This is a genomic window from Staphylococcus sp. T93 (genome assembly GCF_016743875.1).
Classification (GTDB): Bacteria; Bacillota; Bacilli; order Staphylococcales; family Staphylococcaceae; genus Staphylococcus; species Staphylococcus aureus.
Genome location: NZ_CP068247.1, coordinates 1,804,740 through 1,829,143, shown reverse-complemented (window position 1 = coordinate 1,829,143; position 24,404 = coordinate 1,804,740). Strand labels below are relative to the sequence as shown.

General features: G+C 31.6%; 22 protein-coding genes. 12 read left to right on the top strand and 10 right to left on the bottom strand.

The features are described from left to right. Window positions 1–5: 5 nt before the first annotated feature. Both rsp and JG553_RS09095 read right to left on the bottom strand, forming a co-directional pair. Window positions 6–2,111, bottom strand: a complete 2,106-nt coding sequence (rsp, locus tag JG553_RS09100; protein WP_000128366.1) for an AraC family transcriptional regulator Rsp — start codon at window positions 2,109–2,111, stop codon at window positions 6–8. Window positions 2,112–3,598: 1,487 nt separating this feature from the next. Then, entirely contained in the window at window positions 3,599–3,982 is a 384-nt protein-coding gene (locus JG553_RS09095) for a YbgA family protein (protein ID WP_000664394.1), read from the bottom strand. A 182-nt stretch (window positions 3,983–4,164) separates the two neighbouring features. Here JG553_RS09095 and JG553_RS09090 point away from each other — a divergent pair, with 182 nt between their 5' ends. After that, complete coding sequence (locus tag JG553_RS09090; RefSeq protein ID WP_001108128.1) at window positions 4,165–5,607, top strand: sucrose-specific PTS transporter subunit IIBC; 1,443 nt, start codon at window positions 4,165–4,167, stop codon at window positions 5,605–5,607. An 85-nt stretch (window positions 5,608–5,692) separates the two neighbouring features. Here the strand turns inward: JG553_RS09090 and JG553_RS09085 are convergent, their stop codons facing one another. Together JG553_RS09085 and JG553_RS09080 are read right to left on the bottom strand one after the other, a co-directional pair. Next, window positions 5,693–6,637, bottom strand: coding sequence for a magnesium transporter CorA family protein (locus tag JG553_RS09085; protein ID WP_000633068.1), 945 nt, complete (start codon window positions 6,635–6,637; stop codon window positions 5,693–5,695). A gap of 45 nt (window positions 6,638–6,682) precedes the next feature. Then, on the bottom strand, window positions 6,683–7,306 hold the full coding sequence (locus JG553_RS09080; protein ID WP_000656771.1) for a TetR/AcrR family transcriptional regulator: 624 nt from the start codon (window positions 7,304–7,306) through the stop codon (window positions 6,683–6,685). A gap of 160 nt (window positions 7,307–7,466) precedes the next feature. Here JG553_RS09080 and JG553_RS09075 point away from each other — a divergent pair, with 160 nt between their 5' ends. The 5 genes from JG553_RS09075 (at window position 7,467) to JG553_RS09055 (ending at window position 11,085) form a co-directional block, all read left to right on the top strand. Continuing rightward, complete coding sequence (locus JG553_RS09075) at window positions 7,467–8,744, top strand: YhgE/Pip domain-containing protein (protein ID WP_001020023.1); 1,278 nt, start codon at window positions 7,467–7,469, stop codon at window positions 8,742–8,744. A gap of 206 nt (window positions 8,745–8,950) precedes the next feature. Then, complete coding sequence (locus JG553_RS09070; protein WP_001253464.1) at window positions 8,951–9,382, top strand: DUF2871 domain-containing protein; 432 nt, start codon at window positions 8,951–8,953, stop codon at window positions 9,380–9,382. Between the two features lie 104 nt (window positions 9,383–9,486). After that, a complete protein-coding gene (locus tag JG553_RS09065) occupies window positions 9,487–9,603 on the top strand; it encodes a hypothetical protein (RefSeq protein ID WP_001789934.1) in 117 nt (38 codons plus the stop codon). Window positions 9,604–9,613: 10 nt separating this feature from the next. Further along, window positions 9,614–10,648, top strand: coding sequence for an NAD(P)/FAD-dependent oxidoreductase (locus JG553_RS09060; protein WP_000655971.1), 1,035 nt, complete (start codon window positions 9,614–9,616; stop codon window positions 10,646–10,648). Between the two features lie 35 nt (window positions 10,649–10,683). Next, window positions 10,684–11,085 (top strand): GNAT family N-acetyltransferase, encoded by a 402-nt coding sequence (locus tag JG553_RS09055; RefSeq protein ID WP_000241602.1) that lies wholly within the window; start codon window positions 10,684–10,686, stop codon window positions 11,083–11,085. Between the two features lie 45 nt (window positions 11,086–11,130). Here the strand turns inward: JG553_RS09055 and JG553_RS09050 are convergent, their stop codons facing one another. After that, window positions 11,131–12,135: an oxidoreductase gene (locus tag JG553_RS09050; protein ID WP_000573244.1), complete on the bottom strand. Its 1,005-nt coding sequence runs from the start codon at window positions 12,133–12,135 to the stop codon at window positions 11,131–11,133. Window positions 12,136–12,325: 190 nt separating this feature from the next. Here JG553_RS09050 and JG553_RS09045 point away from each other — a divergent pair, with 190 nt between their 5' ends. Together JG553_RS09045 and JG553_RS09040 are read left to right on the top strand one after the other, a co-directional pair. Beyond that, window positions 12,326–12,841: a GNAT family N-acetyltransferase gene (locus tag JG553_RS09045; protein WP_000907311.1), complete on the top strand. Its 516-nt coding sequence runs from the start codon at window positions 12,326–12,328 to the stop codon at window positions 12,839–12,841. Between the two features lie 313 nt (window positions 12,842–13,154). Further along, window positions 13,155–13,784 carry a hypothetical protein gene (locus JG553_RS09040; RefSeq protein ID WP_000827000.1) on the top strand — a complete coding sequence of 210 codons (630 nt, stop codon included), beginning with the start codon at window positions 13,155–13,157 and terminating at the stop codon, window positions 13,782–13,784. Window positions 13,785–13,936: 152 nt separating this feature from the next. On the opposite strand, the gene JG553_RS09035 is transcribed toward JG553_RS09040, so the two are convergent. Then, the gene (locus tag JG553_RS09035) at window positions 13,937–15,610 is read right to left on the bottom strand and encodes a CDP-glycerol glycerophosphotransferase family protein (protein ID WP_000595298.1); all 1,674 of its coding nucleotides are present in this window, start codon (window positions 15,608–15,610) and stop codon (window positions 13,937–13,939) included. 316 nt (window positions 15,611–15,926) lie between these two features. Here JG553_RS09035 and JG553_RS09030 point away from each other — a divergent pair, with 316 nt between their 5' ends. Together JG553_RS09030 and mqo are read left to right on the top strand one after the other, a co-directional pair. Further along, window positions 15,927–17,525, top strand: a complete 1,599-nt coding sequence (locus JG553_RS09030; protein WP_000960854.1) for an L-lactate permease — start codon at window positions 15,927–15,929, stop codon at window positions 17,523–17,525. Window positions 17,526–17,905: 380 nt separating this feature from the next. After that, window positions 17,906–19,384, top strand: coding sequence for a malate dehydrogenase (quinone) (gene mqo / locus JG553_RS09025; protein WP_000211359.1), 1,479 nt, complete (start codon window positions 17,906–17,908; stop codon window positions 19,382–19,384). A 65-nt stretch (window positions 19,385–19,449) separates the two neighbouring features. Here the strand turns inward: mqo and JG553_RS09020 are convergent, their stop codons facing one another. The 4 genes from JG553_RS09020 to hssR form a co-directional block, all read right to left on the bottom strand. Next, the gene (locus JG553_RS09020) at window positions 19,450–19,905 is read right to left on the bottom strand and encodes a DUF3021 domain-containing protein (RefSeq protein ID WP_000793169.1); all 456 of its coding nucleotides are present in this window, start codon (window positions 19,903–19,905) and stop codon (window positions 19,450–19,452) included. Beyond that, on the bottom strand, window positions 19,902–20,345 hold the full coding sequence (locus tag JG553_RS09015) for a LytTR family DNA-binding domain-containing protein (RefSeq protein ID WP_000977037.1): 444 nt from the start codon (window positions 20,343–20,345) through the stop codon (window positions 19,902–19,904). Before JG553_RS09015 ends, JG553_RS09020 begins: the two co-directional genes overlap by 4 nt. A gap of 162 nt (window positions 20,346–20,507) precedes the next feature. After that, window positions 20,508–21,881 carry a heme sensor histidine kinase HssS gene (gene hssS / locus JG553_RS09010; RefSeq protein WP_000477329.1) on the bottom strand — a complete coding sequence of 458 codons (1,374 nt, stop codon included), beginning with the start codon at window positions 21,879–21,881 and terminating at the stop codon, window positions 20,508–20,510. After that, window positions 21,874–22,548 (bottom strand): DNA-binding heme response regulator HssR, encoded by a 675-nt coding sequence (gene hssR / locus JG553_RS09005; protein WP_000249497.1) that lies wholly within the window; start codon window positions 22,546–22,548, stop codon window positions 21,874–21,876. Before hssR ends, hssS begins: the two co-directional genes overlap by 8 nt. Window positions 22,549–22,683: 135 nt before the next feature. On the opposite strand from hssR, the gene JG553_RS09000 reads away from it, so the two are divergent. Both JG553_RS09000 and JG553_RS08995 read left to right on the top strand, forming a co-directional pair. After that, complete coding sequence (locus tag JG553_RS09000; protein ID WP_000761395.1) at window positions 22,684–23,739, top strand: ABC transporter permease; 1,056 nt, start codon at window positions 22,684–22,686, stop codon at window positions 23,737–23,739. Then, a complete protein-coding gene (locus JG553_RS08995) occupies window positions 23,739–24,404 on the top strand; it encodes an ABC transporter ATP-binding protein (RefSeq protein ID WP_001229911.1) in 666 nt (221 codons plus the stop codon). Before JG553_RS09000 ends, JG553_RS08995 begins: the two co-directional genes overlap by 1 nt.

The window sequence follows — 24,404 nt, the reverse complement described above, 5'->3', positions numbered from 1 at the left end:
AGTATTTAGCTTGGTTTAAAGCAAATATATTTAACCTCGTCGTGATTTAACTTGAGTTCAAATGTACGACCAGTTTCTTCTTGAACTGCAAGCTCCGTTTTAGGGTAATTCGTTTTGTCTAATTCATCTAAAATTTCTTTTTCTATATAAACAAGTTGATCGCTTATTGGAAGCAAATGTTGAATTGAACCATGTTCATGATTCAATGTTTTAATAATCATCAAAGAGTCTTGAGGTAATTCATTATGGAAAATGAAATCTTGTTTTACGTCTGACATATATCGATCATTAATTTTATTGAATAATAAGAAATGGTAGTTATTATCTTTACGACTCAATACATAATTATTTGTAATTTCAATATCTTCATTAACAAAAGGTCTAAACATTTTATATAAATGCATTAATGGTAGGGGGCTACCATATTTGTTGTACAAGGAAATATAATTTGAATGGTCATCTAATAATTGATAGCTAATGCCACCGCCATATCGTAATAATGCGATTAAGTGATACACTATGTCAGATAATTGAATTGGATTCTTACCATCATTAGTATATTTAAATCCGCTTACAGACAGGTTATTATATACAAATTGTGTTGATGATATACCTGAATCTAAAATAAATTTCTTATACTGTTCAAAATGAGTGTCAGTTTGATGATAGTGTTGGTTTTTAGTGATAAGATGTGTTGCAGTTTTTGAATTTTCAATATCAATAAAGTAATAATGGAATTTAAGACGCTGCATGACATCATAAACTTGTTCCACGGTTGAATAAGTTTCTAAAAAGCCATCGACTGTCACACTATATTTAATTTCTTTATTTTTGTTTTTAATTTTAAGATGACATAAATGAATTTCTTCTGCTGTCATAGAATTAGAGCAAAATACGAGCATAAATTTAACTAATTTCTTGCTTGTCTTATAGTCTTGATTGCCTTGTAAAAATGTTAGTATTAATTGCTTCATCGTTTCGAATTGTTGTGTTGATTTAATAGCGATTGCTAAACCTATATTTTTTTCGAAAAGCTTTTCAAAACATCTATTTAACAGGTTGTAATTCGTTTGGCTAATCTCAATATCGTGAATATCGTCAATGAAAACGACAGGTTTTGGTAAGTGCTCAAAGTTAATATCGTAATATTCATTGAAAATAAATTGAAATAGTTCATTGAAATTACTAAATCGAACAAATACTTTGGCACGCTGACTTCGATCTTTCGGATTAAAATCATCTATATGAATATCTGTTGTATTTGTAGCCAGTTGAGCTGTTAAATCAATTGTTGAAATTAACTCAGTGAATTGTGATACGTTATCTTGTTGGAAGTGTATTTGTGGTGGTTCAGTAATCTTGGAAACGAGTGAACGGAACTGTTTAGGACTAAAATGCAAGTAATTCTTAAATTGATTTGCAAAATTTGTATGACTGTTAAAACCGGCCAATTCAGAAACAGTTGTAATAGAATGTTTTGTAGAAAGTAATAAATTGATGGCGTTAACAAGTTTAATACTTGTAAAATAATCTTTAAAATTCATACTCAAATATCGAACAAAAAGATTAGAACAATATGATTCAGAGATGTTGCAATGCATCGCTATATCTTTTAAAGACAAGTGCGCATCAATATTGTCATGAATATAGTTTACACAGTCTATGAACACCGGATTGCTTAAAGCAATATTTGGTAAATATTCATGATCTATTCTTATAAAAGCTTCTTTAAGTAAAGTGTCTATAATACTTTGACCTATATTTTTCCCCATTAAAGAAGAACTTGTTGGTGTACTGATTAAATCGGCAATTAATGACTTAATATAATTACTTGATTGTAATAAATGACGATCTAAATAACCATTAAAGAAATCATCATCTTGTTGATAAAAATAAAAAACGGGTATCATTAATTCGATTATATTTTCGCCGTGGTTAATATTATAAATATCACCATGGTTAATTAAGATAATATAATTACTTACGTCTTTGGTTTCACCATTAATCGTAATATTGAGTTTACTTGTAAGTGAAAATAGCACCATAATATTATTAATATTACGACTTGGTATTGTCGATAATGTATGATGTATTTTAAGTTGGCATGTCATATTTCTCTCTCCTGCCTAATATATATTGAAATCTATCATTTAAATGTAAAACATGGAAATTTTTAAAATCATGGATAGTATACCTATTATAGTTGAATATTTTTGAAAAGGTAATAGTGAAAAATAAAAGAAATTAATGAAAACTCCTAGGAAAACGCTTGTTTTTATGCATTGCGCACAATATAAAAGTAAAATTAGAAAGATAGTAAGCAAAATTTGGAAATTTTCGATAGAGTCTAATTAAATTATTTGGTGCATAATTAATATAGATTTCAAACCTATGTATTTCAAAAAACAATACATAGCCATTTTGAACTAACTTGCTAATCTTTTATTGATATTCAACTATGTTATAAAAAAAGCAAATTGACCAAAATGGAAGTTTGAATCAAAAAACATTAAATGTACCCATGACTTAAATTTTATCGCCATTATTTAAGTTTGGACATACACTTTTGTCATCAAACGCTGAAAATTAGTACGATTGAAATCACTTCTTGTTATAAAAATTCTTAGTAGCCCTGTTACAAAATATTCGCTACAAATTATTCAAATCAACAACAATAACCATCAACTAAGAAATTTTAAACAATCTACTAAAAAATAAAGCGTTTAAAAGTTCTGTTTAGAAAACATCAAGATAAGTATAAACATCTAGAAAAGTGAACATCTAAGAAAATCCATCTAGTTATTGCCGTAACAATTAGAATAATCATTTGAAAAAGTGCATTAGACAACGAAATTCACCATCAAGATAATGAAGCAACAAGAAACAGCACACATCAATGAATTAACACCTTAGATTTATCATGAGAAAATGCATGGCACAACTAGATTTACCATCAAGATAATTCTTAAGCAGCGAAGAATTAACATCTAGAAATGCATAAACATCTTAGATTTTACATCAAGAGATGCGATAACTATAAACAACTAGAAACGTCACCAAGATAGTGCAACAACAAAGAATCAGCATCTTGAAATCGCACTAACATCTAAGAATCAACATCAAGTATTATATTAACATCATAGATAACTTCATCAAGACAGGCATCCACATCTAAGAAACTCATCTAGAATAGCTAACACCTAACATCAAAGAATATTCATCAAGAACAGTATCTAACAGAACTTTTTGACTATATATGAATTAATTATGTTACTAGCTAAATCATCTATTATTAACTTTCACACTCAATTTCTACATCTAATATCAATTTATTAACAATAGAATTAGCAGCAACAAGATATTACTTAAAATTACTCCCCCGAATTTAAAATATAAACAATGTAATAATTAAGGGTATAAATTGATTTATGCTGTAACTAATTAAATGTGTATGGTATCTTCTAACATCATGAAACGCATTTTAATATAGATATGTACATTTAAACCTTGAGAGATAGATTATAGTAAACTTTAGTACAAAGTATGAATTGCTGAACTCCAATGACTACTATTTGTCCGTTACAACTAAAGTTTCAATCTATCTCTTTCTTTTTGTGTTTAAAACACGACTTTGTAGTAAATATTGAACATCATATTTATTAGCAAGTTCTGCTAAAAAATCTAATAAAGTTTGGGTGTCGATTTTACCATTAATAAAATCAGCTTTAAGTAGTTTTGATTGTTGTCTTTCTTCTTCATTCGCACATTTTTTTAAATATCCCCACATATGATCAAAAGCATTACATACACTTCCTATACTCGGTTCAATTAACAAAGCAACATCAATCATTTGTTGAACTTGATGAAGTGATAAATCCGTTTTTAAAGCATTCCTTATCATTTGGTAAGACTGTTGACTGTGTAACAATACATGATATTTTTCCTCACGCCAAAGCTGTTCGATATAGCCACGTTCTTTCATAAAATTACCTCCGATAATTAATGTTAATATACATGCATGTAGTATAGCAATAAAAATGAATGCGCTATCAAAAATGGTGTAGGTGTTTATATAAAATGATAATAGAGTGTTGCAAATATTTTTGGAACCGGTTACAATAAAGTGGAATAAATGGAACCGGTTCTAATTAGGAGGCTAAATATATGAATTATAAGCAATCCGCAGAAGAAATTTTGAACGCGATAGGCGGAGAAGAGAATTTAGATGCAATGGCGCATTGTGCAACGAGACTACGATTAGTTTTAAATGATGAAAGTTTAGTAAATGAAGAGGCGCTAAACAATATGGATGTAGTTAAAGGGACGTTTTCTACTGGGGGACAATACCAAATTATTATTGGGTCTGGTACAGTCAATAAAGTATTTAGTGAACTGGAAAAATTAACTGGAAAAGAAGCATCAACCACTTCGGAAGTCAAAGCACAATCTGCTAAAAATATGAATCCGTTACAGCGATTTGTAAAAATGCTTTCAGATATCTTTGTTCCGATTATACCAGCCATCGTTGCTGGTGGTTTATTAATGGGGTTAAATAACATTTTGACTGCGAAAGATTTATTCTTTTCAGGTAAATCATTGATAGATGTATATAGTCAATTTGCTGGATTAGCTGAAATGATAAATGTTTTTGCGAATGCACCATTTACATTATTACCAATTTTAATTGGATTTAGTGCAGCAAAACGCTTTGGTGGCAATCCATTTTTAGGTGCTGCATTAGGTATGATACTAGTTCATCCATCGCTAATGAGCGCATACGATTTCCCAAAAGCAGTTGAAGCAGGTAAGGCTATTCCATATTGGGATGTTTTTGGTTTGCATATTAATCAAGTAGGTTATCAAGGACAAGTGTTACCTATGCTTGTAGCAGCTTATATCTTAGCCTCAATTGAAAAAGGGTTACGCAAAGTTATTCCAACGGTGTTAGATAATTTGTTAACACCATTGTTATCTATTTTTATAACAACATTTCTAACATTTTCATTTGTAGGTCCAATCACTCGACAATTAGGTTACTGGTTATCAGATGGTTTAACATGGCTTTATGAATTTGGTGGTGCAATTGGTGGATTAATATTCGGATTATTGTATGCTCCGATTGTTATTACAGGTATGCATCATAGCTTTATAGCTGTAGAAACGACATTAATTGCAGATGCCACTAAAACGGGTGGATCATTTATATTCCCGATTGCGACAATGTCTAATGTTGCACAAGGTGGTGCAGCAATTGCAGCGTTCTTTATTATTAAACAAAATAAGAAGTTAAAAGGTGTGGCATCTGCCGCAGGTATTTCAGCATTACTTGGTATTACAGAACCGGCTATGTTTGGTGTTAACTTAAAACTAAGATATCCATTTATTGGCGCTATCGTTGGATCAGGTATTGGTTCAGCATATATTGCTTTCTTCAAGGTTAAAGCAATCGCATTAGGAACTGCTGGATTGCCAGGATTTATTTCAATCAATCCAGTACATGCAGGATGGTTACACTACTTTGTTGGTATGACAATATCATTCATCATTGCTATAACAGTTACTTTAATTTTATCTAAAAGAAAAGCAAATAAAGAAGTTGTAGAATAAAAAAAGAGGTATGACAGTAATCAAAGTATCAGTCATTGCAAATGCAATAGGATGAAACTTTAAGCTGTCATACCTTTTAATTTAGTTATAATTTCTGTTTACGCCATAAGAAAATACTAACAATTACGACAAGAATTAATGAAATACCTACCACAATAATCCAAGATATATAACTATGGTCATCAATTGGCAACGGCACATTCATACCGAAGAAACTAAATACGAGTGTTGGTAACGTTAATAGTACCGTGAAAAGTGTTAATGTCTTCATAATCGTATTCATATCATTAGATAATAAGGAAGCGTATGATGTTGTGATACTTTCTAAGATACGTTGATGTAATTCTGTTGTTTCGATGGCTTGGTTATTTTCAATGATTAAATCTTCTAGTAATTCTTCATCTTCTTCAAAACGTTTAATTGCAGGTAAACGGAATAACTTTTTAATAATTGTATCGTTACCTTTTAAGGCAGCTAAAAAGTATACTAAACTTTTTTCAACTTCCATTAATTTGAAAAGTTGTTTGTTAGTAATGTTATTTTTTAGTTCTTTCTCAATACGAATTCTACTTTTATTAAGTAATCGTAAGTTACGATTATAATGGTCGGCAATAGTAGTTAAAATTTCTAATGCAAATCTGCTGTGAAATTTTAAATTAATATCACGCTTAGGTAAATTTTCTAAAAATTCATTTTCAGCGTCACAAACTGTTACGATAATACCGTTGCCAATAATAATGCCTAATGGAATCGTTACAAAAGATAGAACGCTACGATTAGTTGAATTGACGATAGGTAAATCAATAATGATTAATGAGTAACCAGTATCTTCGTCATATTCAATACGGGAACTTTCTTCTGAGTCCAAAGGGTCACGTATAAAGTCTTCAGGTATATTATATTGTTCCATAAGATTTTCAATTTCTTCTCGGTCTGGTTCTACTACATTAATCCATGACGCTGTATGATCTAATGGTGTTTTTATAATATGTTTATCTATATCTTCAGAATGTCTGAATGAAGTAATCATGATATATAGTTCCTTTCTAAAGGATTTAGGAAAAGCGAGTATTACTTAAGTTAGTGAATCAAGGTTTGATTTATGCAAACGGTTTTCTGCCATTATTCTTAATGGACCATTAAAAATAATATTATGCACATGTTTAGCTAATTCATCAACTGAAATGGGCTGTTTGTCCATTACCCAGTATTTAATAATTGAAATTGTTGCTCCGGAAACGTAACTGTAAAAATACATCTCTGGAACGCCTCCGATAGAATGATTGATACTAATGTAACGTTGCATATTATTTTTAATATGTTCGTTGATTTTCAATTCTAATTGACTCGTGCGTTCCAATTGTAAAATAGTATGATAAAACTCTAAATTATCATGAATATGTTGGAAAATATTTTTGAGTATATTATTTACAAAAGTATTCGCAATGTCTTCAATTGAAGAACCGCGTAACAAATCAAATTGAGTATATGTCGTTAGTTCTGAAATATACTCATCTTCCATATCTGCGAGTAACATATATTTATCCTCGTAATGTAAGTAAAATGTCCCTCTATTGATATCAGCGCGTGTTGTTATGTCGCGAATGGTAATCTTTTCTAAATCTTTTTCTTGTAGTAATTTAGTGAACGCTTGTTTAATGGAGGACTTTGTCTTTCTAATTCGCCTATCTTCTTTCAAAAATAAATCAACCTCCTTGTGTTATTGAACAATGTGGGTGTATTTGTCTATTAATGAACGTATTGATGAACATTGTGTATTGTTTATTCCCACTTACATATTATAATAGACAACATGCGAAATATTCAACACATTGTCTAATAAGGAGGTAATTAATAAAATGAATATATTTAAAAATAAATTATTATGGATTGCACCAATAGCAACTATGATTATCTTGGTAATCTTTTCTTTAGCTTTTTATCCTGCATATAATCCTAAACCAAAAGATTTACCAATTGGTATATTAAACGAAGATAAAGGTACAACGATTCAAGATAAAAATGTTAACATTGGTAAAAAATTAGAGGATAAATTATTAGATAGTGATTCTAATAAAATTAAATGGGTTAAGGTTGATAGTGAAAAAGACCTTGAAAAAGATTTGAAAGATCAAAAAATCTTTGGAGTAGCTATTATTGATAAAGACTTTTCAAAAGATGCTATGAGTAAAACACAAAAAGTAGTTATGGATAGTAAAAAAGAAGAAATGCAACAAAAAGTTGCTTCAGGTGAAATTCCGCCACAAGTGGTTCAACAAATGAAACAAAAAATGGGGAATCAACAAGTAGAGGTTAAGCAGGCTAAATTTAAAACGATTGTAAGTGAAGGATCAAGCTTACAAGGTTCACAAATTGCATCAGCTGTGTTAACTGGTATGGGTGATAATATTAATGCTCAAATTACGAAGCAAAGTTTGGAAACATTAACGAGTCAAAATGTTAAAGTCAATGCCGCGGACATCAATGGTTTGACGAATCCAGTAAAAGTGGATAATGAAAAACTTAATAAAGTTAAAGATCACCAAGCAGGTGGTAATGCACCATTCCTAATGTTTATGCCAATTTGGATAGGTTCAATCGTAACGTCTATCTTATTGTTCTTTGCATTTAGAACTAGTAACAATATCGTCGTGCAACATCGTATCATTGCTTCAATTGGACAGATGATATTTGCAGTTGTTGCAGCATTTGCAGGTAGCTTTGTTTATATTTATTTCATGCAAGGCGTTCAAAGATTTGATTTTGACCATCCAAATCGTATCGCAATTTTTGTAGCATTTGCGATTCTTGGTTTCGTGGGCCTTATTTTAGGTGTTATGGTATGGCTAGGTATGAAGTCAGTTCCAATTTTCTTCATTTTAATGTTCTTTAGTATGCAACTTGTAACGTTACCTAAACAAATGTTGCCTGAAAGTTATCAAAAATATGTATATGATTGGAATCCATTCACACACTATGCAACAAGTGTAAGAGAACTATTATACTTGAATCATCATATTGAATTAAATAGTACAATGTGGATGTTTATAGGGTTTATGATTTTTGGCGCTGTATCAAGTTTAGTTTCAGCTATTGTTAGAAAACATAGCACAAAACGTACTGAAGTGCCGTCATAATTTAATAAATAGAAATAATAGCTATACAAGACGTTTGTAGCGAGCGTCATGGTATAGCTATTTTATTTGTATAGCGCTTGATGTAAAGTTATTTTAGCTGTCATACTATGTGCTAAACCAAATTCAGTTGTGTCATATCTTCGCTTTTTTGTCACTGTTATAATAGGTATAATCGGATATAATGAAAAGGTGAGGGAGGATTCAAAATGCGTAGGTTATTATATTCATTTCTTTTTTATATGATCATAGGTTTATTTAGTGGCTTTTTCTATAGAGAGCTAACAAAAGCATATGATTTTACTGGTACAACACAATTATCACTTGTACACACACATACACTTATTTTAGGTATGTTTATGTTTTTAATATTATTACCATTGGAGAAGTTATTTAAATTATCAAGTTACTACTTATTTAACTGGTTCTTCTATGTATATAACATAGGTGTTATCGTTACTATAGGTATGATGGTGACAAAAGGATTCTTCCAAGTCACTGGTAAATCATACTCTCCAGAAGCATTTGCAGGCTTTGCAGGTATTGGGCACACAGGTATGCTTGCAGGTTTATTGTTGCTATTTTTCCTTTTAAGACAAGCAATTCTTAAAGAACCACGTGATGAGTCTTTTAAAAAATAATATAACTAGAACTAAAAAATATACACATCTTTCAAAGGAACATTGTTGTTTCTTACTTTGAAAGGTGTGTTTTTATATTGTGATGGGATAGTTATTGATAATTCATGGCTAACTATGCGATTTATTTTAACAATATAAATATTAATAGTATAATGGCTTTAAATGATAATAATTATCAATTTGAGCACGTTAATGAAAGAAATGAATATAGAGAGTCATAGGAGGCACATAATGAAAGATGTTACAATCATTGGTGGCGGTCCGTCTGGTTTGTATGCAAGCTTTTATGCTGGATTGCGAGATATGTCTGTAAGATTGATAGATGTTCAATCTGAATTAGGGGGTAAGATGAGAATTTACCCTGAAAAAATTATTTGGGATATTGGCGGCATTGCGCCAAAACCTTGTCATGAAATTTTAAAAGATACAATTAAGCAAGGATTATATTTTAAACCGGAAGTTCATTTGAATGAACGTGTGGTAGATATTAGGAAAAAGGCAGAACGTCATTTCGAAGTTGAAACAGAAGCGGGAGAAATATATACATCGAAAGCAGTTATCATTGCAATTGGTGCGGGTATTATTAATCCAAAACAATTAGATGTTAAAGGTGTAGAGAGATATCAATTAACTAATTTACATTATGTTGTACAAAGTTACAGACGTTTCAAAGATAAAGATGTATTAATATCAGGTGGAGGAAATACAGCATTAGATTGGGCGCATGATATTGCCAAGATTGCTAAAAGCGTGACAGTTGTTTATCGAAAAGAAGATGTAAGTGGTCATGAAGCGATGAAAACGTTGGTGACAGATTTAAATGTGAAACTATGCCCAAAAACACGTATTAAATACTTGGTCGGCAATGATGATGAAACGCATATAAGTGAAGTTGTTTTGGAACATGTTGAAAGTGGCGATAGGCATACAGTTAAATTTGACGATGTCATTATTAGTCATGGGTTTGATCGTTGTAATACATTATTGAGTGAAACATCTTCAAAGCTAGATATGCATGATGATTGTCGTGTTAAAGGATTTGGTAATACGACAACTAGTATACCTGGTATCTATGCGTGTGGAGATATTGTTTATCATGATGCAAAATCACATCTAATTGCAAGTGCATTTAGTGATGGTGCAAATGCAGCGAACCTTGCTAAAACATATATCCAACCAGATGCGAATGCAGAGGGTTATGTTTCAAGTCATCATGAAGTGTTTAAAGAAGCGAATAAGACTATTGTAAATAAACATTTATACTAGGTTGATATATTGTGTGATGAAAAGTGGGGTAAATAATGGTTAAAGTGACATATGATATTCCGACTTGCGAGGATTATTGCGCATTAAGGATTAACGCAGGTATGAGTCCAAAGACGCGCGAAGCAGCTGAAAAAGGATTACCTAATGCCTTATTTACAGTAACCTTGTATGATAAAGATCGGTTAATTGGTATGGGTAGAGTGATTGGCGATGGCGGAACTGTTTTTCAAATTGTTGATATTGCAGTTTTGAAAAGTTACCAAGGTCAAGGTTACGGCAGTCTAATTATGGAGCATATTATGCAATATATTAAAGGTGTGGCTGTTGAGAGTACATACGTTAGTCTGATTGCAGACTACCCAGCGGATAAATTATATACAAAATTTGGATTTATACCTACCGAACCAGATTCAGGCGGTATGTATATCAAATACTAAATTAAAAAAGACATCTCGCATAACGGGATGTCTTTTTCATGAATACTATTTATCTACACCGAAATCGATAACAATGCGCCCTTTATTTTCATGTTTAATTACTTTGTTAAGTTGTTCTGGAAGTTCATCAAATGTAATAACTTGCTTGATCTCATGTAAATTTTCAGGCATTAAATCTTTTGCGAGACGACGCCAAACGCGCTGTCTTAATTTCATAGCAGTAAATACCGAGTCAATTCCTAAAATGTTTACACCTCTTAAAATGTGAGGGAATACAGAATTAGTATAAGTATTACCGGCAGTCATACCAATAACTGTAATTGACCCACTATGATTTAAACGCTTTGTAACATAATTAATACCTTCGCCACCAACAGGGTCTACACAAGCTTGCCAAGTTGATGATGCGAGTGGCTTTTTATGATCATCTTCAACAGGAAGTCGATCGATAACTTCTTTGGCACCAAGTTCAAGTAATTGATCGCTAACATCTTGTTTACCTGTACTTGCGATAACTTTATAACCAAGTTCATTAAGCATGAGTACTGCTAAAGTACCGACACCACCTGAAGCACCGCGAACGAGTACAGGACCATCTTCAATATTCATTCCAACTTTTTCAAGTCTTTCAATTGCTAAACCGGCAGTATAACCAGCTGTGCCATATATCATTGATTCTTCTAATGTTAAAGTATCAGGAAGCTTGATAATCCATTCTGATTTTACACGCGCATATTCACTAAAACCGCCATAATGGCTGACACCTAGGTCATAACTCGTTACAATTACTTGTTCTCCTTTTTCAAAGCCTGGTGCTTCGGATTCAACAATTGTTCCAGCTAAATCTATTCCTGGAATCATAGGATACGATTTTACGACTGCATTATGATCTTGAGTCGCTAAAGCATCTTTATAATTTATACCAGAGTAATGTACTTTAATCAGCACATCTCCTTTAGGTAAATCAGTAGGCGATAATTGTTTGAAAGTTGGTGTCACTTTACCACTCTCATCTTTATCAATTACAAACGCTTTAAATGTTTCTATCACAACGATACATCCTCTCTTTTTCTCTTTTGAAAATACGGCCATTTTACTGGAATAAATGTATCATTTATTGATGTTACACACAATCAATACAATTTGTAATTGATTTGTGTTAATGTATTTTTAAATAGTTTTGGCTGAAAAATAACATAAGTAATATTTTGATTCGATCACTGTTTATTGGAGGATTTATATGGCTGGGATAATCAAAGAAATTTCAGAACAAAATGCTAGTGAATTAGTTGAATTAGCAACTAGAACATTTTATGACACGTTTGGTTCTTACTATGATGACAAAGATTTTGATCAATTTTTTAAAGACAATTATACTGTAGAGAAATTTACACAAGAGATTAACCATGTAGATTCATTTCATTATTTTTATCAAGAAGATGGTGCGAATGTTGGTTATATAAAGATGAATATTAATAGTGCTCAAACTGAAGAAATGGGGGAGACCTATTTAGAAGTGCAGCGCATATATTTTTTGAAAGACTTTCAAGGTGGCGGAAGAGGTTCACAATTGATAGAATTGGCCGAAAAAATTGCTCAAGAACATAATAAACATAAAATTTGGCTAGGAGTTTGGGAGCATAATCCTCGTGCTCAAGCATTTTATAAACGTCATGGATTTAAAGTGGTTGGTGAACATCATTTTCAAACAGGTGATGTAACGGATACAGATTTAATTATGGAAAAAGAGTTATAATGATTGTTTTTGCAGCAGATAAAATGAAATCATAGTAATAAATATTGTGTATACCTTGAAATGCTAAATGCGTAATGAATTGTTAAAGTAAAATAATTAAATTTATAGAAAACATAAAATTCACAAAAATTAAATAATAATGAACAAAAATTAGGGTATAATAAAAAGAACCTTAGATTGTAGTTATGGATATTGTGATAATTCAGATCATATTAATGTTGACGTCTTTGGTAACAAGCCATGAAAAGATACACATGGTAGATATGTATTTCAAGATTATTCAATGAATATCGAATTATAGGAGGAGATATGTATGAAAAGATTAGTTACAGGGTTACTAGCATTATCATTATTTTTAGCTGCATGTGGTCAAGATAGTGACCAACAAAAAGACGGTAATAAAGAAAAAGATGATAAAGCGAAAACTGAACAACAAGATAAAAAAACAAATGATTCATCTAAAGATAAGAAAGATAATAAAGATGATAGTAAAGACGTAAACAAAGATAATAAAGATAATAGTGCAAACGATAACCAGCAACAATCTAATTCAAATGCAACAAACAATGACCAAAACCAAACAAATAATAACCAATCAAGTAATAACCAAGCGAATAATAATCAAAAATCAAGTTACGTTGCACCATATTATGGACAAAATGCCGCGCCGGTTGCACGTCAAATTTATCCGTTTAATGGAAATAAAAATCAAGCTTTACAGCAATTGCCAAATTTCCAAACAGCTTTAAATGCGGCTAATAATGAAGCAAATAAATTTGGTAGTAATAATAAAGTGTATAATGATTATTCTATTGAAGAACATAATGGCAACTATAAGTATGTGTTTAGTTTTAAAGACCCAAATGCAAATGGAAAATATTCAATTGTAACGGTTGATTATACTGGACAAGCAATGGTTACTGATCCAAACTACCAACAATAATGTTAATATAACTATGATGCAAGTTAAAAAATAAAACGGTAAACTCTATAATATGAATTAGGGTTTACCGTTTTTTGCGTATTTTAAAGTATCAAAGTTTACGTTTTATAGTACTTTTAAACCTCATTCACAGCCACTGAGAAATTTAAACACTATTGATTAGATGTCATCTTAGACAATATAAGTTGTGAAATAGATTCTAATGGTTGTTCTTTATGTTGTATTTGTGGATATTTAATCACTGGTATTGCCTGGGAAATTAAATTATTAATTAATAATTGTCGGTCTGTATACCAAATTTTTGATAGATGACGCCAAATATCTTCGTTAACACCTTGAGACTCAATGTATTGACTGTGATTTGGAGTGTATAATGCTACTGTTTTGTCTATAGCCATCGCATCAAATATTATATTTGAGTAATCAGTGATAACGACATCAGACATTAGAATTAAGTCTTGAGCACTAAGATACTTTGGTGCAACAAGCGCCTCTTCTGGTAAGATCGCTTCATCAACACCCTGAACCACAACATGATAGGCTTTGAATAAAGCATCTGATAGTGGTAATTGTTGCGCACTCACTAATCCAATAGGTGCGTATAATAAAACTGGTTTTTGATCATTTATTTTAAACGATTTCTTATACTGTTGTTGAGTAGTACTTTCGTTACTCTTTTGTAGTAAATATTGGTGTTTAGGATTACCATAAGCCAATACATTTGCTTGGTGACTAGGAAAAGCCGTTTGATAAAAGTGGCTAATATCATCAGCAGAATGTATAACATAATCGAATTGCAACCAGCGATTATACCTTTTAGCACGATAAAAAGGTGTTTCTATATTTTTAATAGGCTCTTTACTATCTAAAAATAATTGCATTATTGGTGTGCCTTGATGTAATTGAATTAAAGTACCGTTTGGTTGTAACGTTTCAGGTATATCATTTTCAACTATAACTACGCGTGCGCTGTTAATCAATTCGTCAGCTTTTTCAGACTTAGGTGATATGAAATGTGGTCCGCGACGATCGTCAGTAACAAAATAACAGGCAGTCATTGGATTATGTTTAACGAAGTAAGTAAATAAATATTTTGAATTACCTATATATTGATGATGATCACCGATAAAAACGATGTGATCTTTTAAAACGTTTGGTTGCTTCGTATACAGGCCGAAGTTTTGTAATTGTTTGTTATCAGCACGTTGCTTTGCTATTTTATATAACCATTTAGGTAGCATAAACTTGGTAGAATACAACCAATTATCTGGCGAATTAAGTTGTTCTGAATCCTCGATAAAAAGGTTGCGAAAAGGTATAGGATGATGATCAATATAAGCCATTTTATTCAAATAAAACTGAGACATCATATCAAAATCTTCAATAGTTTTAATAGTTTCCCATATTGAAGCACTTGTTGCTATAGGGGCTTTAAAATCAAAAACGACATGACCATCGATTGATAAATCACCTTTCAGAAGTGTCAATAAAGCTAAATCGAAAATCGTTTCTACAGAGTAATAATGTATTAAATCAAGAGTCTGTTGAATCGCATATATCAGGTTAGGATAATAATTATTGTTTTGAGCCCAATCGGCAATGTTGATCGATGATTGACCGAAATAGTGACAATCATTTTTGTATTGTCCATCCACAGTATAATCAACCACGATAGACTTAGGATATAATTGAACCGCATCTAACATCGATTGATAAATCATTATCTCATTGGCATATGGAACGACATGTGTATAACCTTCAGACTGAGCTTTCATTAATTGAGATTCAAACTTTTGCATATTAGAAACATTTATCTGTTTAATCATTGCTATAACTTCCATTCCTCATCGTAGTATCTTCCTTATTTTAGCACGGTCTTATGTAAAATTCATGAATAGTATAAGTTACTTCATTACATTAAGTACAATTCATTTTGATGAACAGATTTAAAATGAAAAATAAAACAATTAAATAGGAAAGTGATATTGTTAATAGTCTGAAAAAATGGTATATTTTAATTGTGAAAAAAATCACATTAATCTCACTGTTCTGTAAAATGTTATCGATAACAAAATGCTATAGCCAGAGCATGATTTTAATGAAGCAATTACACTACTACTTTATGGAAAGAAGAGTCAGCCTATGTTAGTAAATACGTTTAACCCATTTGATAATTTATTATTATCGTCTTTAATTGCAGCAATACCGATTGTACTGTTTTTACTATGTTTAACTGTTTTTAAAATGAAAGGTATTTATGCAGCTATTACAACACTTGTTGTAACATTACTAATTGCAATACCATTTTTCAAATTGCCAGTTGGTATCGCTTCTGGTGCAGTAGTCGAAGGTTTCTTCCAAGGTATCATTCCGATTGGCTATATCGTTATGATGGCAGTATTGTTATACAAAATTACTGTTGAATCTGGACAATTTTTAACAATTCAAGATAGTATTACAAATATTTCACAAGACCAACGTATTCAAGTTTTACTTATTGGATTTGCATTCAACGCATTTTTAGAAGGTGCAGCAGGATTTGGTGTACCAATTGCAATTTGTGCACTTTTATTAACACAATTAGGATTTAATCCATTAAAAGCTGCGATGTTATGTTTAGTCGCAAATGCAGCGTCTGGTGCTTTTGGTGCGATTGGTATCCCTGTAGGTGTTGTAGAAACGTTGAAATTACCTGGAGATGTTTCAGTATTAGGTGTTTCTCAATCAGCAACTTTAACATTGGCAATCATAAATTTCATTATTCCATTCTTACTTATCTTTATTATTGATGGTTTTAGAGGTGTTAAAGAAACATTACCAGCAATTTTAGTAGTTTCAATCACTTATACACTTACTCAAGGATTATTAACTGTATTCAGTGGACCTGAATTAGCAGATATTATTCCACCGTTATTAACAATGTTAGCATTAGCAGTATTTTCTAAAAAATTCCAACCAAAACACATTTATCGTGTTAATAAAGATGAAGAAATTGAACCTGCAAAAGCACATTCTGCAAAAGCAGTATTACATGCATGGAGCCCATTCATTGTATTAACAGTCATTGTAATGATTTGGAGTGCGCCATTCTTTAAAAACTTATTCTTACCAAATGGTGCTTTATCATCATTAGTATTTAAATTCAACTTACCTGGAACAATCAGCGAAGTTACGCATAAACCATTAGTATTGACTTTAAATATTATTGGACAAACAGGTACAGCTATTTTATTAACTATTATTATTACAATTTTAATGTCTAAAAAGGTTAACTTTAAAGATGCAGGTAGATTATTCGGCGTTACATTTAAAGAGTTGTGGTTACCAGTTCTTACAATTTGTTTCATCTTAGCAATTTCTAAAATCACAACTTATGGTGGTTTAAGTGCAGCAATGGGTCAAGGTATTGCTAAAGCAGGTAATGTCTTCCCAGTTCTATCACCAATTTTAGGTTGGATAGGTGTGTTTATGACAGGATCAGTTGTAAATAACAACTCATTATTTGCACCAATTCAAGCTTCTGTTGCACAACAAATTGGAACAAGTGGTTCACTTCTTGTATCTGCTAATACAGTTGGTGGTGTAGCGGCAAAATTGATTTCACCACAATCAATTGCAATTGCAACTGCAGCAGTAAAACAAGTTGGTAAGGAATCAGAATTATTAAAAATGACATTGAAATACAGTGTATGTTTACTAATATTCATCTGTATTTGGACTTTCATCTTGTCATTATTATAAAAAAACGTATTTCAAAATATAAATATACAGAAGGTGAGATGTTTTCTAACATCTCATCTTTTTTTTATGGATCATTAATGAAAGAAGTTTGACATTATAATAATGGTAGCGCTTTATGTTAAAATGAATAGTGAGTAATCAGCAATCAAATTAAATTGGTTGATAGCTGTTAAGGTTTGTGGTTTTGTCTTTGTGCTATCGCACATAAAGTATATAATTAAAGTAGTTTCGTTATTATAAAATATTAATATACATAGTAGATAGTAATAGAGCATCACCATGGGAACCTATTGAGACACTTATTGATTTAAAGTGGTATTAATATGTCGTATTTCTCGAACGTTCCATTATTCATTTTAAAAAGGGGGACTGTATTTGTTATGACAACACAACATAGCAAAACAGATGTCATCTTAATTGGTGGCGGTATTATGAGTGCAACATTAGGAACATTACTTAAAGAATTATCACCTGAGAAAAATATTAAAGTGTTTGAAAAATTAGCACAACCTGGCGAAGAGAGTTCAAATGTATGGAATAATGCCGGTACAGGGCATTCAGCACTTTGCGAGTTGAACTATACAAAAGAAGGTAAGGATGGCACAGTTGATTGTAGTAAAGCAATTAAGATAAATGAGCAGTACCAAATTTCAAAACAGTTTTGGGCATATTTAGTTAAAACAGGACAATTAGATAACCCAGATCGCTTTATTCAAGCGGTGCCACACATGAGTTTTGTCATTGGCGAAGATAATGTAGCTTTTATAAAAAGTCGTGTTGCAACGTTAAAGAAAAGTATTTTATTCGAAAAAATGAAATTATCGCAAGATGAAGAAGAAATGAAATCTTGGGTACCGTTAATGATTGAAGGTCGTAAGTCTGATGAACCAATTGCTTTAACTTATGATGAAACTGGTACAGATGTTAACTTTGGTGCGTTAACTGCAAAGTTATTTGATAATTTAGAGCAACGTGGTGTGGGAATTCAATATAAGCAGAATGTATTAGACATCAAGAAACAGAAATCTGGGGTATGGCTAGTTAAAGTTAAAGATTTAGAAACTAATGAAACGACAACATATGAATCTGATTTTGTATTTATTGGTGCTGGCGGTGCGAGTTTACCATTACTCCAAAAGACTGGGATTAAACAATCAAAACATATTGGTGGTTTCCCGGTAAGTGGATTATTCCTGCGCTGTACAAATCAAGAAGTGATTGATCGTCATCATGCTAAAGTGTACGGAAAAGCAGCAGTGGGTGCGCCACCAATGTCAGTGCCGCACTTAGATACACGTTTTGTAGACGGCAAGCGTTCATTGTTATTTGGTCCATTTGCAGGTTTCTCACCTAAATTTTTAAAAACAGGTTCACATATGGATTTAATTAAATCGGTTAAACCAAATAATATCGTGACGATGTTATCTGCAGGTATCAAAGAAATGAGTCTTACGAAGTATTTAGTGTCACAATTGATGTTATCTAATGATGAGCGTATGGATGATTTAAGAGTCTTTTTCCCAAATGCTAAAAATGAAGATTGGGAAGTGATTACAGCAGGGCAACGTGTCCAAGTAATCAAGGATACTGAGGATTCTAAAGGTAACTTACAATTTGGTACTGAAGTTATTACGTCAGATGATGGCACATTAGCTGCATTACTTGGTGCATCACCTGGTGCGTCAACAGCTGTAGATATTATGTTTGATGTTTTACAGAGATGCTATCGTGATGAATTCAAAGGATGGGAACCAAAGATTAAAGAAATGGTGCCGTCATTTGGTTATCGCTTAACAGATCATGAGGATTTATATCATAAAATTAATGAAGAAGTAACTAAGTATTTACAAGTTAAATAATAAACGAAACGGTAATGTCTTTTTTAATGTGATAGACATTACCGTTTTTTAGTGGTTAATAAAAATCATTTTAATTGTTTCAGTTGCTTGTTAATAGTGTCTACGTAGTTCTTGTTTTTAAAGAATTGAATTATCCAAATTAATACATAAACCACAATGAAGATAATTGTGAATATGATTAGATAATGCACTGTTAGTGGAAACCAACCGGCAAGCATTGCTAAAGGCAAGAATCCGACATACGTTGTTATGAAATGCATTATAGTTGCTTTAGTAATGCTCCAATCTGTGTATTTAAAGATAAAATCTCCAAGGAAAAAGACGACGCCTATGAGTAACCATAAAATGATAGAAATCAACATTACGGTAGTTTCTGTGAAATGCGTATAATACAATATGCCAATAGTTGATTGTGGGTTCAGTGGATAATATTTGCCGTCTGCAAATAACATACTAAAGAACAGTGAAAGGGACAAACCAATGATTAAGCTAATAAATAATGAGTTTTTCAAATTTTTCATATTGATAAGCGCTCCTTTATAGATTTTAAATAACGTCTAGAAGAATAGGTGTAGTGTGCATCTTTAAGATACATACGTATAAGTCCATTTGGCTCTAATAATAATTTTTCAATGTAATACTTGTTGACGATTTCTGATTTGGAAATGCGAATGAAATGTTGTGGTAACTGTTTTTCTAGTTCATAAAGTCGTAATTTTAGTTTGAATTTTTGATTGCTTGTAATGGCTGTTACATTTTTATTAATAACTTGGAATGTTATAACATCTGATACATTAATGATATGGATTTCTTTGTCTATGTATCCGACTAATGTATGTGATTTGTCTAAATCATTGACTGCATTAATAATACTTTGAACGTTATCATTCATTTTAGGTGCATGTATATCAATATAAGATTCCGTCTCATTTGCATTGATAAATAAATTGAGTTTCATCATAGGTTAATGCCTCCTTCAAAATTATTAAACCATAAATGACCATCGATATATTTAAATTTTGTTGAATGGTAGAAATTAAATGTTAAGTGGCTAGAAAGCGCTAATCAATATAAAAGATACCTCCTGAAATAAAAACAGAAATGTTTTTTCAGGAGGTAGAGATTAAAGTGAATTATTTGGCAGTGTAATAGTAAAGGTGGTTACATACTCGTTACTTTGTGTGAATTGGATTGTACCATGATGCAATTCAATGATGGATTTTGTAATTGCAAGACCTAAACCATTGCTATTATCATGTTTGCTCACTTTATAAAAACGTTCAAATAAACGTGCTTCAGCTTGTGGACTAATTGGTGAACCATCATTACTTATTGTGAAAATGATATTGTTGTGACTATGTTGCAAAGCGATGTCAATGGCACCACCAACATCTGTATACTTAATAGCATTTATTAATAAATTACTCAATGCTTGATGTAACAAACGTTGATTTCCTAGGAAATTGATTGATTCTAGGTCAGCTAAAATGATTAACGACTTTTCATCAGCAGCAAATTGTTCATGTCGAATGATATCTTTAATGAGTTGATTGACTTGAATCTTATCATCGAATAATAAATGTTGGTGATTATCTAATTCGGATAAGAGCAACAATTCAGTTGTTAATCCGCTCAGCTGCGTTGTAATGGTATAGATATCATTTATATATTGTTGTCTTAATGTTTTATCAGAAGTTTGTTGTAACTCGCTTAATAAATGATGAATATGTGTTAATGGTGTTTTGATTTCATGAGATACATTTTGTACAAAATGCTGCCTCATTTGATCAACTTGTCCCAATGACTCTCTCATCTTATTAAAGTGATACTGTAATGTTCCAATTTCATCTTTGCGTGTTTGTTTGATAGGTGTTTCAAAATCACCATCAATTAAGCGTTCGGTCGCTAGCTTTAACTTTTTTACTGGACGAATGATTGAATAGGTTGATGCGATAACTAATGAAATCGAGATAAATAATAACAACATTAACAAGACGGCTAAGAATGTTCTAAACTCGCTAAATGTTTCTCCAATATCTGGACGCATAAATACTGCTATTGAACCGTCTTTTGTCTTAAAGTTAATACCAACAGTATTATCTGTTACATTGTCGAAAAATCCAGTTACGAATAATGCGAATGGTTTATCTTTAATACCATGGTAATCTTGATTATTTAATACGTTGTTAATAGCATTTTGTGATAAAGTATCTTCTCTAAATGGCTCCCCATAAAATGTCTTATGACCTTTTTGATCAATGGTCATTATTTGGTAATTCATTTGCCCTAAATGTTTGAAATATTGTTGAATGTGCGTTGGTTTAGCTGATTGTTCATATTGTCTTGCTTCTTTAAGCGTCTTCATGATTTTCGCGTCATTAGATGCTTTTAAATTATAATGATAGTAAACATTTGTTAATACAAAACTTATTAATGCACTAAATAAAATAACCGTAATGGAATAAATCGCAATTCTAGCATAGAGTGTTTTAAACATGATTCTCCACCTTATAGCCTTGTCCTCTTACTGTTTCAATTGTAAGTGTGGCATTTAATTTTTTTAATCTTTGGCGTAGTCGCTTAATATGAACGTCAACTGTTCGCTCATCTCCTTCATAATCATAGCCCCAAATTTTTTCTATTATTTGTTCACGAGTAAAGATTTGCTTAGGACGTGCTGCAAGCATAAATAATAATTGAAATTCCTTGTTCGGTAACGTCATCGTTTTATTAGATACTTGGAGTTCCAAATAGGATTGGTTTAGCGTTAAGTTGCCAATAGTCATTTCTGAATTTGAATTGATATTATATCGACGTAATACAGCACGAATTCTAAAAATAAGTTCCTTAACCTCAAAGGGTTTGGTTACATAATCGTCAGTACCGCTTATAAACGCACGCTCTTTGTCACTAAGTGCATCCCGCGCTGTTAACATAATAACTGGTATATCATAATCATTTTTTAATGTATTACATAATTGAAAGCCGTCCATACCATCCATCATAATATCTACCACTGCAATATCGACACGCTGTTTTTCTAAAAGTTTTAATGCAGCTTCACCACTTGGTTGTGTGTATGCATCAATGTGCTCTGTTTGTAAATGGCTAGCTATATAATTTAGGATTCGAGGATCGTCATCGACAACAAGACATTGCACCATAGCTATAAACTCCCTTATCTTTTTCATTTATTATACATGTAAAATATTTTTGCGTAAAAAAACAATTGTTCATATTGAGTTCATATTTCAACCTTATACTGACGCTAAAGAAGAAATAGGGAGAAGTGAATCGATATGAAATTAGCGATAAAAGAGATTATGTTTTACAAATTTCGTTATATTTTAATCACATTAATCATTCTTTTATTAAGTATTATGGTGTTATTTATTAGTGGTTTAGCTCAAGGGCTTGGTAGGGAGAATATTTCGTTATTTGAACACTTTGATAATGATGAATATGTTGTTCAAAAAATGAAAGAGCCGCAAATTGAGAAATCGCAACTTAGTGATACGCAACAGAATCAAATTAAAAAGGTAATTCATCAAGAACCATATAAAATGAATATTCAAACATTGAAATTATCTAATAAAGAACAAGATGTGATTACAATGAATGACGTTAAACAACAACGCATACAACTTAAAAAAGGTGATTATCCTAAAAATGCTCATGAGGTCGCTATTAATGATAAGTTAGCTGCAGACAACATTAGAGTCGGGGATAGATTACATTTTAAAAATAATTCAACTAGTTATAGAGTTTCTGGTATTTTAAACGACACAATGTATGCGCATAGTTCCATTGTGCTATTGAACGATAACGGATTTAATGCATTGAATAAGGTTAATACGGCATTTTATCCAGTGAAAAATTTAACACAACAACAACGTGATGAGCTTAATAAAATAAATGACGTTCAAGTTGTGAGTGAAAAAGATTTAACAGGTAATATTGCGAGTTATCAAGCAGAGCAAGCACCGTTAAATATGATGATTGTTAGTTTGTTTGCTATTACAGCAATCGTTCTAAGTGCATTTTTCTATGTTATGACGATTCAAAAAATATCACAAATTGGCATTTTGAAAGCAATTGGTATTAAGACAAGACATTTATTGAGTGCGTTAGTTTTACAAATTTTAACACTAACAATAATTGGGGTAGGTATTGCTGTGATCATCATAGTAGGACTATCATTTATGATGCCGGTAACGATGCCTTTTTACTTAACAACGCAAAATATTTTATTAATGGTGGGGATATTTATATTAGTAGCGATTTTAGGTGCCTCACTATCATTTATCAAATTATTTAAAGTGGATCCTATCGAAGCAATTGGAGGTGCAGAATAATGGCATTAGTCGTTGAAGATATCGTCAAAAATTTCGGAGAAGGTTTGTCTGAAACAAAAGTTTTAAAAGGTATTAATTTTGAAGTGGAACAAGGGGAATTTGTCATTTTAAATGGTGCCTCTGGTTCTGGGAAAACAACATTGCTAACGATATTAGGCGGATTGTTAAGTCAAACGAGTGGTACAGTGCTTTACAATGATGCGCCATTGTTTGATAAACAGCATCGTCCTAGTGATTTACGATTGGAAGATATTGGTTTTATTTTTCAATCTTCACATTTAGTTCCTTATTTAAAAGTGATAGAGCAATTGACACTCGTAGGTCAAGAAGCGGGAATGACCAAACAACAAAGTTCAACAAGAGCAATACAACTTTTGAAAAATATTGGTTTAGAAGATCGCTTGAATGTATATCCGCATCAGTTATCTGGCGGTGAAAAGCAACGTGTTGCGATTATGAGAGCATTTATGAATAATCCGAAAATCATTTTAGCAGATGAGCCCACAGCAAGTTTAGATGCCGATAGAGCAACAAAAGTTGTTGAGATGATACGTCAACAAATTAAAGAACAACAAATGATTGGTATTATGATTACACACGATCGAAGATTATTTGAATATGCAGATCGAGTGATTGAATTAGAAGATGGCAAAATAACTGATTAG

What these genes read in the sequence shown, in the direction of transcription:
- JG553_RS09065 (WP_001789934.1), top strand. Translation starts at nt 9,487, where the DNA reads ATGGCTAACTATGCGATTTATTTTAACAATATAAATATTAATAGTATA.
- JG553_RS09035 (WP_000595298.1), bottom strand. Translation starts at nt 15,610, where the DNA reads ATGATTAAACAGATAAATGTTTCTAATATGCAAAAGTTTGAATCTCAA.
- JG553_RS09020 (WP_000793169.1), bottom strand. Translation starts at nt 19,905, where the DNA reads ATGAAAAATTTGAAAAACTCATTATTTATTAGCTTAATCATTGGTTTG.
- JG553_RS09040 (WP_000827000.1), top strand. Translation starts at nt 13,155, where the DNA reads ATGAAAAGATTAGTTACAGGGTTACTAGCATTATCATTATTTTTAGCT.
- JG553_RS09070 (WP_001253464.1), top strand. Translation starts at nt 8,951, where the DNA reads ATGCGTAGGTTATTATATTCATTTCTTTTTTATATGATCATAGGTTTA.
- rsp (WP_000128366.1), bottom strand. Translation starts at nt 2,111, where the DNA reads ATGACATGCCAACTTAAAATACATCATACATTATCGACAATACCAAGT.
- JG553_RS09055 (WP_000241602.1), top strand. Translation starts at nt 10,684, where the DNA reads ATGGTTAAAGTGACATATGATATTCCGACTTGCGAGGATTATTGCGCA.
- JG553_RS09060 (WP_000655971.1), top strand. Translation starts at nt 9,614, where the DNA reads ATGAAAGATGTTACAATCATTGGTGGCGGTCCGTCTGGTTTGTATGCA.
- JG553_RS09095 (WP_000664394.1), bottom strand. Translation starts at nt 3,982, where the DNA reads ATGAAAGAACGTGGCTATATCGAACAGCTTTGGCGTGAGGAAAAATAT.
- JG553_RS09045 (WP_000907311.1), top strand. Translation starts at nt 12,326, where the DNA reads ATGGCTGGGATAATCAAAGAAATTTCAGAACAAAATGCTAGTGAATTA.
- JG553_RS09000 (WP_000761395.1), top strand. Translation starts at nt 22,684, where the DNA reads ATGAAATTAGCGATAAAAGAGATTATGTTTTACAAATTTCGTTATATT.
- JG553_RS09075 (WP_001020023.1), top strand. Translation starts at nt 7,467, where the DNA reads ATGAATATATTTAAAAATAAATTATTATGGATTGCACCAATAGCAACT.
- hssR (WP_000249497.1), bottom strand. Translation starts at nt 22,548, where the DNA reads ATGGTGCAATGTCTTGTTGTCGATGACGATCCTCGAATCCTAAATTAT.
- JG553_RS09030 (WP_000960854.1), top strand. Translation starts at nt 15,927, where the DNA reads ATGTTAGTAAATACGTTTAACCCATTTGATAATTTATTATTATCGTCT.
- JG553_RS08995 (WP_001229911.1), top strand. Translation starts at nt 23,739, where the DNA reads ATGGCATTAGTCGTTGAAGATATCGTCAAAAATTTCGGAGAAGGTTTG.
- JG553_RS09015 (WP_000977037.1), bottom strand. Translation starts at nt 20,345, where the DNA reads ATGATGAAACTCAATTTATTTATCAATGCAAATGAGACGGAATCTTAT.
- JG553_RS09090 (WP_001108128.1), top strand. Translation starts at nt 4,165, where the DNA reads ATGAATTATAAGCAATCCGCAGAAGAAATTTTGAACGCGATAGGCGGA.
- JG553_RS09085 (WP_000633068.1), bottom strand. Translation starts at nt 6,637, where the DNA reads ATGATTACTTCATTCAGACATTCTGAAGATATAGATAAACATATTATA.
- mqo (WP_000211359.1), top strand. Translation starts at nt 17,906, where the DNA reads ATGACAACACAACATAGCAAAACAGATGTCATCTTAATTGGTGGCGGT.
- hssS (WP_000477329.1), bottom strand. Translation starts at nt 21,881, where the DNA reads ATGTTTAAAACACTCTATGCTAGAATTGCGATTTATTCCATTACGGTT.